A 12,799-nucleotide genomic window follows, 5' to 3' on the forward strand; every position below is an offset into this window, starting at 1 on the left:
GAGGGAACCGTGTCCGGGGTCACAGCGTCACGCCTTCCCCCTGGGCCGCGCCCGGACGTGCATCCGCTCCCCCTGCGGCCCGAACAGGCTGAGGAACTCCACCGGCCCCTCCCCCGTCGACCCGAACCAGTGCGGCACCCGGGTGTCGAACTCCGCAGCCTCCCCGGCCTGGAGGACGACGTCGTGCTCGCCGAGCACCAGCCGCAGCCTGCCCGACAGCACGTACAGCCATTCGTAGCCCTCGTGGGTCCGCGGTTCGGGGTCGAGCCTGCGCTTCGGTTCGAGCACCTTGAAGGCCTGGAGACCGCCCGGCTGCCGGGTCAGCGGCAGGAAGGTGCGGCCGTAGCGCTCCATCGGCTTGGCCCGCACCCGCGGGTCCCCGACCGGCGGGGCGCCGACCAGCTCGTCCAGGGGCACCTGGTGGGCCTGCGCGATCGGCAGCAGCAGCTCCAGGCTGGGCTTGCGCAGCCCGGACTCCAGCCGGGACAGGGTGCTCACCGAGATGCCGGTGGTCTCGGACAGGGCGGAGAGGGTGACCTCCCGCTCCTTGCGGATCCGGCGGAGCCGGGGCCCCACCTCCGCGAGTACGTCGTCGGTCGTCATCCCTGCATTGCAGGTTCGGCAACTCCGTTTGTCAATCCGGCAGCGGCCGGGCGACGCTCGACGGCGGAGGTGGTCACCATGACCGATACGTACGAGGTGGTCGTCGTCGGAGGCGGCGCGGCCGGACTCTCCGCCGCACTGGTGCTGGGCCGGGCCCGGCGCCGCACCCTGGTCGTCGACGCCGGCGAGCCGCGCAACGCCCCGGCCGCCCATATGCAGGGCTTCCTGACCAGGGACGGCATGCCGCCGGAGGAGTTCCTGGCCGTGGGGCGGGAGGAGATCGCCCGGTACGGCGTGGAGCTGGTCCGGGACCGGGCGGTGGCGGCGGCCCGGGACGGCGGCTTCACGGTGTCGCTGGCCGGCGGCCGGACGGTCCGGGCCCGGCAGCTGGTCGTCGCCACCGGCCTCAGGGACGAGCTGCCGCCCGTGCCGGGCGTGGCCGAGCGGTTCGGCCGGGATGTGCTGCACTGCCCGTACTGCCACGGCTGGGAGGTCCGGGACCAGGCCTTCGGGGTGCTGGCCACGACCCCGCTGAGCGTGCACCAGGCGCTCATCGTCGGCCAGTGGTCCAAGAACGTGACGCTCTTCCTGCACCGGGTCGCCGAGGCCGAGCTGGGCGACGACGACCTGCGCCGCCTCGCCGCGGCCGGTGTGCGGGTGGTGCCGGGCGAGGTGGCGGGGCTGCGGGTCGAGGACGACCGGCTGACCGGTGTGCGGCTCGCGGACGGCACGGTGCACGGGCGCGAGGCGCTGTTCGTGGCCCCGCGCCCGGTCCCGCGCAACGAGCTGCTGGTCGAGCTGGGCGCGCGGATGCGGGAGACGCCCTTCGGCGCCTACCCGGTGATCGACGAGCGGGGTCTGACGACGGTGCCCGGACTGTGGGCGGCCGGCAACGCGAGCGGGTTCACCGAGCAGGTGGTCAACGCGGTCAGCCGGGGCTACCGGGCCGGGGCGGCGATCAACGGCGAGCTGCTCTTCGAGGACCTGGACGCGGCCGTCCGGATGTAGTGCGGGCGCCCGCGTAGCACCATGGCTGCATGCTGCTGGCCCGGCTCGCCGAAGTGTCCCGGGAGGTCGCCGCCACCGCGGCCAGGTCCCGCAAGACCGCGCTGCTCGCCGGGCTCTTCCGGGAGACGGCCCCCGACGACGTGCCGGTCGTCATCCCCTATCTGGCCGGCCGGCTCCCGCAGGGCAGGCTCGGCGTCGGCTGGAAGGTGCTGGGCCGGAGCGTTCCGCCGGCCGCCGGCCCGACCCTCACCGTCCGCGCGGTGGACGCCCGGCTCACCGAGCTGGGCAAGGTCTCGGGCCCCGGCTCGCAGGCCGAACGGGCGCGGATCGTGGGCGAGTTGATGGGCGAGGCCACCGCCGAGGAACAGCGCTTCCTGCTCGGCCTGATCACCGGCGAGGTGCGGCAGGGCGCACTGGACGCGGTGGCCGTGGAGGGTCTCGCCCAGGCGACCGGCACACCGGCGGCGGCCGTACGGCGGGCGGTGATGCTCGCCGGGTCGCTCCAGACGGTGGCCGGGGCGCTGCTCGCGGACGGCCCGTCGTCCCTGGAGCGTTTCCGGCTCACCGTGGGCCGCCCGGTGCTGCCGATGCTGGCGCACACCGCGGCCTCGGTCGCCGAGGCCGTGGGAAAGCTGGGCGACTGCGCGGTCGAGGAGAAGCTGGACGGCATCCGGGTGCAGGTCCACCGAGACGGCGACACCGTCCGGGTCTTCACCCGCACCCTCGACGACATCACCGACCGCCTCCCCGAGGTGACGTCCGCCGCACGGGAGCTGGCGGGCGACCGGTTCGTCCTGGACGGCGAGGTGCTCTCCTTCGACGCCGGCGGACGGCCCCGTTCCTTCCAGGAGACGGCGGGCCGGGTGGGCTCCCGCGCGGACGTGGCGAAGGCGGCACGGGAGGTCCCGGTCGCCCCCGTCTTCTTCGACGCGCTCTCGGCCGACGGCCACGACCTCCTCGACCTGCCCTTCGCCGACCGGCACGCGGCCCTGGCCCGGCTGGTCCCCGAGCCGATGCGGGTGCGCCGGGCACTGGTCCGCGGCCCGCGGGACACGGCGGCCGCCGAGGCGTTCCTGGCCGAGACCCTCGCCCGCGGCCACGAGGGCGTCGTCGTCAAGGCCCTGGACGCCTCCTACAGCGCCGGCCGCAGGGGCGCCTCCTGGCTGAAGGTCAAGCCGGTCCACACCCTCGACCTGGTCGTCCTGGCCGCCGAGTGGGGCCACGGCCGCCGCACCGGCAGGCTCTCCAACCTCCACCTGGGCGCCCGCACCCCGGACGGCTCCTTCGCCATGCTCGGCAAGACCTTCAAGGGCCTGACCGACGCGATGCTCACGTGGCAGACCGCCCGGCTGAAGGAGCTGGCCGTCTCGGACGACGGCCGGGTGGTGACCGTACGCCCCGCACTCGTCGTGGAGATCGCCTACGACGGCCTGCAACGGTCCTCCCGCTACCCGGCCGGCGTCACCCTCCGCTTCGCCCGGGTGGTCCGCTACCGCGAGGACAAGCCGCCGCGGGAGGCCGATACGGTGGAGACCCTGCTGGCCGCCCATCCGGAGGTACGACCGTGACGGAGCCGAGGCGAAGCGCGGGGCTGCTGCTGTTCCGGCACACCGGCGACGGCACAGAAGTGCTGCTCGGCCATATGGGCGGCCCGTTCTTCGCGAAGAAGGACGCGGGCGCGTGGAGTGTCCCCAAGGGCGAGTACGAACCTGGTGAGACCGCCTGGGAGGCGGCCAGGCGCGAGTTCCGGGAGGAGCTGGGCATGGCGCCGCCGGACGGCGGGGCCATCGCCCTGGGCGAGGTCCGGCAGACCAACGGCAAGATCGTCACCGTGTGGGCGGTCGAGGCCGACCTGGACCCGGCCGCCGTCGAACCCGGCACCTTCGTCATGGAGTGGCCGCCGAGGTCCGGCCGGATCCAGGAGTTCCCCGAGCTGGACCGGGTGGCCTGGCTGACCCCCGCCCGCGCCCGCGAGGTGATCGTCGGGGCGCAGGCCGCCTTCCTCGACCGGCTGGCGGAGCACCTGGGCCGACCGGGCTGAACAGCCGCGTACGCGTTGCGGCGGCCCGGGCCGCGCGGGAAGGTCGTACCAAGCCCGCTCCCCCGGAGGTCAGCCATGCCCATCGCCACGGTCAACCCGGCGAACGGCGAGACGCTCGAAACGTTCGAGGCCATGGACGACGACGAGCTCGAACGCCGCCTCGAACTCGCCGAGGCGACGTTCCGCACCTACCGCACGAGCGCGTTCGCCGAGCGCGCCCGGCTGCTGCACCGGGCCGCCGACCTGCTGGACGCGGACGTGGCGGACATCGCGCGCACGATGACCACCGAGATGGGCAAGCCGGTCACGCAGGCCCGCGCGGAGGCCGCGAAGTGCGCCAGGGCGATGCGCTGGTACGCCGATCACGCCGAGGAGCTGCTGGCCGACGAGGAGCCGGCCGGGACGGACGTGAAGGACTCGGGGGCGTCCCGGGTGCGGGTGCGCTACCGGCCCATCGGCCCGGTGCTCGCGGTGATGCCGTGGAACTTCCCGCTGTGGCAGGTGGTCCGGTTCGCCGCGCCCGCCCTGATGGCGGGCAACGTGGGGCTGCTCAAGCACGCCTCGAACGTGCCGCGGACCGCCCTGTACCTGGAGGACCTCTTCCACCGGGCGGGCTTCCCCGAGGGCTGCTTCCAGACCCTGCTGATCGGCTCCGGCGCGGTCGACGGGATCCTGCGCGACGAACGGGTACGGGCGGCGACCCTCACCGGCAGCGAGCCCGCGGGCCGGGCGGTGGCCGCCACCGCCGGGGAGATGATCAAGAAGACGGTGCTGGAGCTGGGCGGCAGCGACCCCTACGTGGTGATGCCCTCCGCCGACCTCGACCGGGCCGCGCGGATCGCGGTGACCGCGCGCGTGCAGAACAACGGGCAGTCGTGCATCGCCGCGAAGCGGTTCATCGTGCACACGGACGTCTACGACGCGTTCGCCGAGCGGTTCGCGGCGGGCATGGCGGCGCTGACGGTCGGTGACCCGATGGACGAGGCCACGGACGTCGGGCCGCTGGCGAGCGAGCAGGGCCGCGCGGACCTGGAGGAGCTCGTCGAGGACGCGAGGCGGTCGGGCGCCCGGGTGCTGTGCGGCGGGCGGCGGCCGCAGGGGCCGGGCTGGTTCTACCCGCCGACCGTCCTCGCCGGGATCCACCGCGACATGCGCATCCACCGCGAGGAGGCGTTCGGGCCGGTGGCCACGCTGTACCGGGCCGGCGACCTGGACGAGGCGGTGCTGATCGCCAACGACTCGCCCTTCGGGCTGAGTTCGAACGTGTGGACACGGGACGAGGCCGAGGTGGACCGGTTCGTACGGGACCTGGAGGCCGGTGGGGTGTTCGTCAACGGCATGACCGCCTCCCACCCGGCGTTCCCCTTCGGGGGAGTGAAGCGGTCCGGGTACGGGCGTGAGCTGTCCGGGCACGGAATCCGGGAGTTCTGCAACATCACCACCGTTTGGCAGGGTGCGTGACGGCCGCACGGCTACGATCCGTGTGTGAACCGCGAAGTGACTCTGCCTCTGATCGTCGACGACCGCGGTACCTTGCAGGTGGCCGCGGCCGACGTGAGTAAGTTGTTGCGGACCGTGGGCGGGCGGTGGGTACGGCTGGTGGAGGCCGGGGAGAGCGGGCTGGACGAGGACACCGTGGCCGCGCTGACCATCGAACTGGCCAAGCTCGCGGACCGGATCGACGTGGCCTGCATCGCGCACAGCAGCGGGCAGCAGGGGTAGTCCGGCGGGTGCGGCGCCGTGCGTGGGAGTGACCGCGCGGGCCGGCGGCGGGGGTCCCTGCACGCGCCCCGGGGCCGGATGCAGGAACGCCCGGTGGTCCGGGGGGATCGGGTGGTGTCGGTCCGGGGGCCGCGTGGCGGGTGTCCCGGGGGTCGCACGGCCTTCTGCGACGGGCGGCGCGTCCAAGGCCGACATCTGGCCTGACCTGCGGGTTTCACGAAGTTCGAGGGCCGCTCGGGGTGTCGCCTGCACCTCGACCGGACGTCTTCGGGCCTGACACCGGGTCACCGATTCGGAGTAGTCCGGCGCGAGATCGTCGCCCTCACGGGTGATCGTGAGGGAACCACCTCCTGAGGTGAACCACCTTCTGACCGGCCGGGCCCAAACCCGCCGGAAGGCTGAAAGCAGGCATGGTTCATGGCGACTTTGTGCAAACCCTCAGTGTCGGTCCCGGAATACGTGATCACGATGGAGGAGACGCTGGAACTGGCGCGCTCCCGCCACGCGGACCACCCGCAGCTGCCGTTGGCGCTGAGACTGATCGAGAACACGGGCGTACGCACCCGGCACATCGTGCAGCCGATCGAGGAAACCCTCAAGCACCCCGGCTTCGAGGAGCGCAACAAGCTCTACGAGGTCGAGGCCAAGGCCCGGGTCCCCGAAGTCATCCGGCGCGCGCTGGACGACGCCGAACTGCGCACCAGCGACATCGACGTGATCATCTACGTCTCGTGCACGGGCTTCATGATGCCCTCGCTCACCGCGTGGCTGATCAACGCGATGGACTTCGACTCCACCACCCGCCAGATCCCCATCGCCCAGCTGGGGTGCGCGGCCGGCGGAGCGGCCATCAACCGGGCGCACGACTTCTGCTCGGCGTACCCGGACGCCAACGCGCTCATCGTCGCCTGCGAGTTCTGCTCGCTGTGCTACCAGCCGACCGACCTCGGCATCGGCTCGCTGCTCTCCAACGGCCTCTTCGGCGACGGCATCGCCGCCGCCGTGGTCCGCGGCAAGGGCGGCAACGGCGTCGAGCTCGAACGCAACGGCTCGTACCTGATCCCGAAGACCGAAGAGTGGATCATGTACGACGTCCGGGCCACCGGGTTCCACTTCCTGCTGGACAAGCGGGTCCCCGCGACCATGGAGCCGCTCGCTCCGGCCCTCCAGGACCTGGCGGGACTGCACGGCTGGGACGCCTCCGACCTGGACTTCTACATAGTCCACGCCGGCGGGCCGCGAATCCTGGACGACCTCAGCAAGTTCCTCCGGGTCGATCCGCACGCGTTCCGGTTCAGCCGGGCCACGCTCACCGAGTACGGCAACATCGCCAGCGCCGTGGTCCTGGACGCACTGCGCCGGATGTTCGACGAGGGCGGCGCCGAGCACGCGGCGCGCGGCCTGCTGGCCGGGTTCGGTCCCGGTATCACCGCGGAGATGTCGCTGGGGCGCTGGCGGCGTTCGGACGAAGAGGCGGCCTGACCGAGATGACGCTCACCGAACCGCTCGACCCCGCCGACGAGGCCCCCGGCGAGGCCGCCTGTCCGGTCCGGCACTGGGAGGTGCCGGACCTGACGGGGGTGGACTTCGACCCCACCCTGACCGAGCTGATGCGCGAGGGTCCGGTCACCCGGATCCGGCTGCCCAACGGCGAGGGCTGGGCGTGGCTGGTCACCCGGTACGACGACGTACGGACGGTGGCCAACGACCCCCGGTTCAGCCGCGAGGCGGTGATGGACCAGCCGGTCACCCGGCTCGCCCCGCACTTCATCCCGGACCGGGGCGCGGTCGGCTTCCTGGACCCGCCCGACCACACCCGGCTGCGCCGCTCGGTGGCCGCCGCGCTCACCGCCAAGGGCGTGGAGCGGGTGCGCGAGCGGTCGCGCCTGATGCTGGACGAACTGGTCGACGCGCTCGTGCAGGACGGCCCGCCCGCCGATCTCACGGCGGCGGTCCTCAGCCCCTTCCCGATCGCGGTGATCTGCGAGCTGATGGGGGTCCCGGCGGCCGACCGGCACGACATGCACGTCTGGACCCAGCTGATCCTGTCCTCCTCGCACGGCAAGGAGGTCAGCGAGCGGGCGAAGCGCGAGATGGGCGCCTACTTCGCCGACCTCGTCGGGCGGCGCAGGAGCAGCATGGGCGAGGACGTGGCCTCGCTGCTCGGCACCGCGGTGGACCGGGACGAGGTCACGCTGGAGGAGGCCGTCGGTCTCGCCGTCCTCCTCCAGATCGGCGGCGAGGCGGTCACCAACAACAGCGGGCAGATGTTCTACCTGCTGCTGACCCGCCCCGACCTGATGGAGCGGCTGCGCGCGGAGCCGGCGATCCGCCCCCGGGCGATCGACGAGCTGCTGCGCTACATCCCGCACCGCAGCGCGGTGGGCCTGTCCCGGATCGCCCTGGAGGACGTGGAGGTCAAGGGCGTGCGGATCCGGGCGGGCGATGCGGTCTACGTCTCGTACCTGGCCGCCAACCGCGACCCGGAGGTCTTCCCGGACCCCGAGACGATCGACCTCTCGCGCAGCCCCAACCCGCATGTGTCGTTCGGCTTCGGACCGCACTACTGCCCCGGCGGTCAGCTCGGCAGACTGGAGGAGGAACTCCTGGTCGACGCCCTGCTGGACCGGCTGCCCGGGCTGCGGCTCGCGGTGCCCCCGGACCGGGTTCCCTTCAAGAAGGGGGCGTTGATCCGGGGACCCGAGGCCCTTCCGGTGACCTGGTGAGCAGCCGATGACGACGACCGAGGGACTCCTCGTGCCTCCGGGCCACGGGCGCGTGGTCCACACGCCGGCCCAGCGTGTCACGTTCAAGGTGACGGGCACGCACTCGCGGATGGCCTCCACCTTCGAGGTGGAGGTCCCGCCGGGCTTCGACGTGGGCGCCCATGTGCACACGCGCAGCGAGGAACTGTTCTACGTGCTCGAGGGCGAGCTGGACGTGCTCGCCTTCGAGCCCCGTGTCCGCACCCCCGACAACTGGCAGAGGTGGGAGTCGAGTTCGGGCACAAGGGTGGTGCGGGCGACCCCGGGCACGGTCATCGTCGTACCGCCCGGCTGCCCGCACGCCTTCGCCAACCCGACGGAGACACCCGCGCGGATGTTCTTCCAGGCGTCTCCGCCACCGGATCACGAGCGTTACTTCGAGGAGTTGCTGGAGATCCTGCGCGACGGTGGCCCACCGGACCACGAGGCCATCGAGGAACTCCGCGGTCGCTACGACATCGAACAGCTGACGCCTTTGAAGCACCGGTGAGTCGATGCGCCCCGCCAGCGGCGCGGGGCGCTGTCGATGAGCGGCTCCGCCGCGTGGGCGCGACCGGCCACGCGGCGGACGGCCGGTCCGAAGCGCACCCGCGCCCCCGCGGCGCCACCGGACCGGCATCCCCGAGGCGCTACCGGATCGGCATCCCCGCCAGCGTGCGGGCGATCACCAGCCGCTGGATCTCGCTGGTGCCCTCGAAGATCGTGTAGATCGCCGCGTCCCGGTGCATCCGCTCCACCGGGTACTCCCGGGTGTAGCCGTTGCCGCCCAGGATCTGGATGGCCTGCCCGGTCACCTTCTTCGCCGTCTCGCTCGCGAACAGCTTCGACATCGATCCCTCGGCCGCGGTGAACTGCTTGCCGTTGATCGCCATCCAGGACGCCCGCCACACCAGCAGCCGGGCCGCGTCGATGGACGTGCGCATGTCCGCGAGCTGGAAGGCCACGCCCTGGTTGTCGATGATCGGCCGGCCGAACTGCTCACGGGTCTTCGCGTAGTCGAGGGCGACCTCGTAGGCGGCCCGGGCGGTGCCCACGGCCATCGCCCCGACCGCGGGCCGGCTCGCCTCGAACGTGGCCATCGCGGCGTTCTTGACACGCTCGCCGCCCGTCCTGGCCCGCTCCCTGGCGCGGGCCAGCCGCTCGTCCAGCTTCTGCTTGCCGCCGAGCAGGCAGGAGCCCGGCACGCGGGCGTTGTCGAGGACGACCTCGGCGGTGTGCGAGGCGCGGATGCCGTGCTTCTTGAACTTCTGGCCCTGGGCGAGCCCGGGCGTGCCCGGCGGGACGATGAAGGACGCGTGGCCCTTGGAGCCCAGCTCGGGGTCGACGACCGCGACGACGACGTGGACGTTGGCGATGCCGCCGTTGGTGGCCCAGGTCTTCGTGCCGTTGAGCACCCACTCGTCCTTGGCCTCGTCGTAGACGGCCCTGGTGCGCATGGAGGCCACGTCGGAACCGGCGTCGGGCTCGGAGGAGCAGAACGCGGCGACCTTCACGTCGTTGGCGTCGCCGTACATCTGCGGGATCCAGGTGCCGATCTGCTCCTCGGTGCCGTTGGCGAGGACGCCCACGGCGGCGAGTCCGGTGCCGACGATCGAGAGCGCGATGCCCGCGTCGCCCCAGAACAGCTCCTCCATGGCCATCGGGATGCCGAGGCCCGTTGCGTCGAAGTACTGCTGGGCGTAGAAGTCGAGGGAGTAGATGCCGACCTTCGCGGCCTCCTGGATGACCGGCCAGGGGGTCTCCTCACGCTCGTCCCATTCAGCGGCCGCGGGGCGGATGACGTCGGCGGCGAAGCCGTGCAGCCAGTCCCGGACCTCTTTCTGTTCGTCGTTGAGCTCCATGGTGAACTCGGCCATGACCCCTCCAGCGGCGGCGCATAATCTGTTACTAGCGGTAACCCAAGTCTGTTACTCGTCAGTAGGAAAAGTCAACTCCCGAGGTCACCTCGGTAGCCAGTTCGAGGTGAGTCGGGCGTCAGGTGTTAGTTTGCGCAGGCGTCACCGAAACAGCACGGGGTGGGGAGAGCACATGGACACCACACAGCGGACCGAACAGCAGCGGTCCGCCGACCGTCGACGGCGCGAGCTGTTGGAGGCCGCGGACCGGGTGGTGCTGCGGGACGGTCCACAGGCTTCCATGAACGCGATCGCGGCCGAGGCCGGCATCACCAAACCCATCCTCTATCGCCACTTCGGCGACAAGGGCGGACTGTACGCGGCGCTCGCCAAGCGGCACACGGACGCCCTGCTGAACTCGCTGCGGGCCGCGCTGGACGCGCCCGCGGAGCGCCGCGAGCGGGTCGAGGCGACCCTGGAGACGTACCTCGCGGCGATCGAGGCACGGCCCCAGGTGTACCGGTTCCTGATGCACCCGGCCGAGGGCAGCCCGGGGGCGGAGCAGGGCTTCGACGTCGGCAAGCACTCGGCTCCGCTGCTGCGGCGGATGGGCGAGGAGCTGGCGCAGGTCATCGAGGACCGGCTGGACCTGGGACCGAGCAGCCAGCAGCTGGCCCGGGTGTGGGGGCACGGGATCGTCGGGATGATGCACGCGGCCGGGGACTGGTGGCTGGGGGAACGGCCCTGCTCCCGTGCCGAACTGGTCAAGAGTCTGGCTGATTTGCTCTGGGGCCGGCTGGCGGCCGCGGGGGACAAAGTGGGAGGTCCCGGATTCTGAGGGCGGTGCCGTGAAGGCGGTTCCCTGACGTCCGCGTGCCGTGTCACGGCCGCCAGGAGGACTTCGCCACCTGGCGCGTCAGCCTGCGCTTGCGCCACCCCGTGACGCGGTCCGCGTACACCCGGCCCTCCAGGTGGTCGGTCTCGTGCTGGAGACATCTGGCGAAGAAGCCCGTGCCGTGGATCGTGACGGGCTCCCCGGTGGCCGTGAACCCCTCGACGACCGCGTGGTCGTAGCGTTCGGTGCCCGCCTCCAGGCCCGGCAGGGACAGGCAGCCCTCGGGGCCGCGGACCGTGACGCCGTCCGCCTCGACCAGCCGGGGGTTCACCACATGGCCCAGGTGGCGGACCTCGTCGTCGTCGGGACAGTCGAACACGAACACCCGCAGCGACTCCCCCACCTGGTTCGCGGCCAGCCCCACCCCCTCGGCCGCGTACATCGTCGCGAACAAGTCCTCCACCAGCCGGGACAGTTCGGGGCCGAACGCGGTGACCTCCGCGCAGCGGGCGTGCAGCACGGGGTCGCCGAGCAGGGTGAGAGGCCGGACCCGCCCGTGGGCGCCCGGAATGGAACCTTGTCGCATGGCCGCAAGGGTACGGTTCGATTCGGCCCCTGCCCGCCGCGCAGGCATGGGCCGGAATTCGGGCGTGCGAACGGATCTCGATAGGCTGAGGTGCACACCACGTTGCCGGATGGCTCAGGCGCGGCGCGTACGGCTAGGAGGATCGAGAACTGATGGCAGGCAACTCGGACCCGCTCACGCCGCGGGCCAAGCTGGCCGTGACCGCGGGCAAGGCGGTTGCGGCGGCGTCCCGTGCGGCGGGACGCGGCAGCGGATCCGTGATCGGTGGCAAGGTCGCACTCAAACTCGACCCCGATCTCCTCGCCCGGCTCGCCACCCACCTGGACGTCACGCTCGTCTCGGCGACCAACGGCAAGACGACCACCACCAGGCTCATCGCCGAGGCGCTGAAGGCCGCGGGGCCGGTCGTGTCGAACGCGCTCGGCGCCAACATGCCCGCGGGCATCACCTCGGCGCTGGCCGGCGGCTCGGACGCCAAGTTCGGCGTCATCGAGGTCGACGAGAAGTACCTGGCCGGGGTGGCCCGGGACACCGCACCCAAGTGCATCGCACTGCTCAACCTCTCCCGCGACCAGCTCGACCGGGCCGCCGAGACCCGGATGCTCGCCGAGAACTGGCGCGAGGGCCTGTCCGGCTCCAAGGCCGTCATCGTGGCGAACTGCGACGACCCGCTGGTCGTCTGGGCCGCCTCCTCCTCCCCGAACGTGATCTGGGTCGCGGCCGGGCAGATGTGGAAGGACGACGCCTGGTCCTGCCCGTCGTGCGGCGGCGTGATGCAGCGGCCCGGCGACGACTGGTTCTGCGGTGAGTGCGGTTTCCGCCGGCCGACGCCCAGCTGGGTGCTCTCCGGCGACCACGTGCTCGACCCGCACGGTTCCGCCTGGCCCATCCACCTGCAGCTGCCCGGCCGCGCCAACAAGGCCAACGCCGCCTCGTCGGCCGCCGTCGCCGCCGTCTTCGGCGTACCGCCGCAGGTCGCCCTGGAGCGGATGTACCAGGTGCAGGCCGTCGCGGGCCGCTACGACGTCGTGCAGTTCCAGAACCGCGACCTGCGCCTGCTGCTGGCGAAGAACCCGGCCGGCTGGCTGGAGACGTTCTCGCTCATCGACCCGCCGCCGGCGCCGGTGATCCTGTCGGTGAACGCCCGCGGCGCGGACGGCACCGACACCTCCTGGCTGTGGGACGTGGACTACACCCGCCTCACCGGTCACCCGATCTTCGTGCTCGGCGACCGCAAGCTGGACCTCGCGGTACGCCTGGAAGTCGCCAACCAGCACTTCCAGGTCTGCGACTCCCTCGACCAGGCCGTCCAGATGTGCCCGCCTGGCCGGGTCGAGGTCATCGCGAACTACACCGCGTTCCAGGACCTGCGCCGCCGCGTCGGCAACTGACCACGAAGGACGA

Annotated in this window: 13 protein-coding genes; 10 read left to right on the forward strand and 3 right to left on the reverse strand. The window is 72.1% G+C overall.

Annotated elements, in window-relative coordinates; all coding sequences use genetic code 11:
* Positions 1-27: 27 nt before the first annotated feature.
* On the reverse strand, positions 28-603 hold the full coding sequence (locus ACZ619_RS35160) for a helix-turn-helix domain-containing protein (protein ID WP_469607841.1): 576 nt from the start codon (positions 601-603) through the stop codon (positions 28-30).
* Positions 604-681: 78 nt separating this feature from the next.
* Here ACZ619_RS35160 and ACZ619_RS35165 point away from each other — a divergent pair, with 78 nt between their 5' ends.
* From ACZ619_RS35165 to ACZ619_RS35200, 8 genes are all read left to right on the forward strand, one after another.
* Positions 682-1,611, forward strand: coding sequence for an NAD(P)/FAD-dependent oxidoreductase (locus tag ACZ619_RS35165; protein ID WP_469607844.1), 930 nt, complete (start codon positions 682-684; stop codon positions 1,609-1,611).
* A gap of 29 nt (positions 1,612-1,640) precedes the next feature.
* Positions 1,641-3,179: an ATP-dependent DNA ligase gene (locus tag ACZ619_RS35170; protein WP_469607846.1), complete on the forward strand. Its 1,539-nt coding sequence runs from the start codon at positions 1,641-1,643 to the stop codon at positions 3,177-3,179.
* Complete coding sequence (locus ACZ619_RS35175) at positions 3,176-3,652, forward strand: NUDIX hydrolase (RefSeq protein WP_469607849.1); 477 nt, start codon at positions 3,176-3,178, stop codon at positions 3,650-3,652. Before ACZ619_RS35170 ends, ACZ619_RS35175 begins: the two co-directional genes overlap by 4 nt.
* 75 nt (positions 3,653-3,727) lie before the next feature.
* Positions 3,728-5,113, forward strand: coding sequence for an NADP-dependent succinic semialdehyde dehydrogenase (locus ACZ619_RS35180; protein ID WP_469607852.1), 1,386 nt, complete (start codon positions 3,728-3,730; stop codon positions 5,111-5,113).
* 24 nt (positions 5,114-5,137) lie between these two features.
* Positions 5,138-5,374 carry a DUF6213 family protein gene (locus ACZ619_RS35185; protein WP_351698394.1) on the forward strand — a complete coding sequence of 79 codons (237 nt, stop codon included), beginning with the start codon at positions 5,138-5,140 and terminating at the stop codon, positions 5,372-5,374.
* A gap of 417 nt (positions 5,375-5,791) precedes the next feature.
* Complete coding sequence (locus tag ACZ619_RS35190) at positions 5,792-6,856, forward strand: type III polyketide synthase (protein WP_469607855.1); 1,065 nt, start codon at positions 5,792-5,794, stop codon at positions 6,854-6,856.
* Positions 6,853-8,100, forward strand: a complete 1,248-nt coding sequence (locus ACZ619_RS35195) for a cytochrome P450 (RefSeq protein WP_469608045.1) — start codon at positions 6,853-6,855, stop codon at positions 8,098-8,100. The genes ACZ619_RS35190 and ACZ619_RS35195 overlap by 4 nt, the downstream gene beginning before the upstream one ends.
* Before the next feature lie 7 nt (positions 8,101-8,107).
* Positions 8,108-8,629, forward strand: coding sequence for a cupin domain-containing protein (locus tag ACZ619_RS35200; protein WP_469607858.1), 522 nt, complete (start codon positions 8,108-8,110; stop codon positions 8,627-8,629).
* Positions 8,630-8,768: 139 nt separating this feature from the next.
* Here ACZ619_RS35200 and ACZ619_RS35205 read toward each other — a convergent pair whose 3' ends face one another.
* Positions 8,769-9,995, reverse strand: coding sequence for an acyl-CoA dehydrogenase family protein (locus ACZ619_RS35205; RefSeq protein WP_469607861.1), 1,227 nt, complete (start codon positions 9,993-9,995; stop codon positions 8,769-8,771).
* Between the two features lie 172 nt (positions 9,996-10,167).
* Here ACZ619_RS35205 and ACZ619_RS35210 point away from each other — a divergent pair, with 172 nt between their 5' ends.
* Positions 10,168-10,812: a TetR/AcrR family transcriptional regulator gene (locus ACZ619_RS35210; protein WP_469607863.1), complete on the forward strand. Its 645-nt coding sequence runs from the start codon at positions 10,168-10,170 to the stop codon at positions 10,810-10,812.
* A gap of 43 nt (positions 10,813-10,855) precedes the next feature.
* On the opposite strand, the gene def is transcribed toward ACZ619_RS35210, so the two are convergent.
* The gene (def, locus tag ACZ619_RS35215) at positions 10,856-11,395 is read right to left on the reverse strand and encodes a peptide deformylase (RefSeq protein ID WP_469607865.1); all 540 of its coding nucleotides are present in this window, start codon (positions 11,393-11,395) and stop codon (positions 10,856-10,858) included.
* Positions 11,396-11,547: 152 nt separating this feature from the next.
* Between def and ACZ619_RS35220 the strand changes: the two genes are divergently transcribed.
* Complete coding sequence (locus tag ACZ619_RS35220) at positions 11,548-12,786, forward strand: MurT ligase domain-containing protein (protein WP_469607867.1); 1,239 nt, start codon at positions 11,548-11,550, stop codon at positions 12,784-12,786.
* Positions 12,787-12,799: the final 13 nt, after the last annotated feature.

This window comes from Streptomyces sp. NPDC104367, assembly GCF_055583825.1.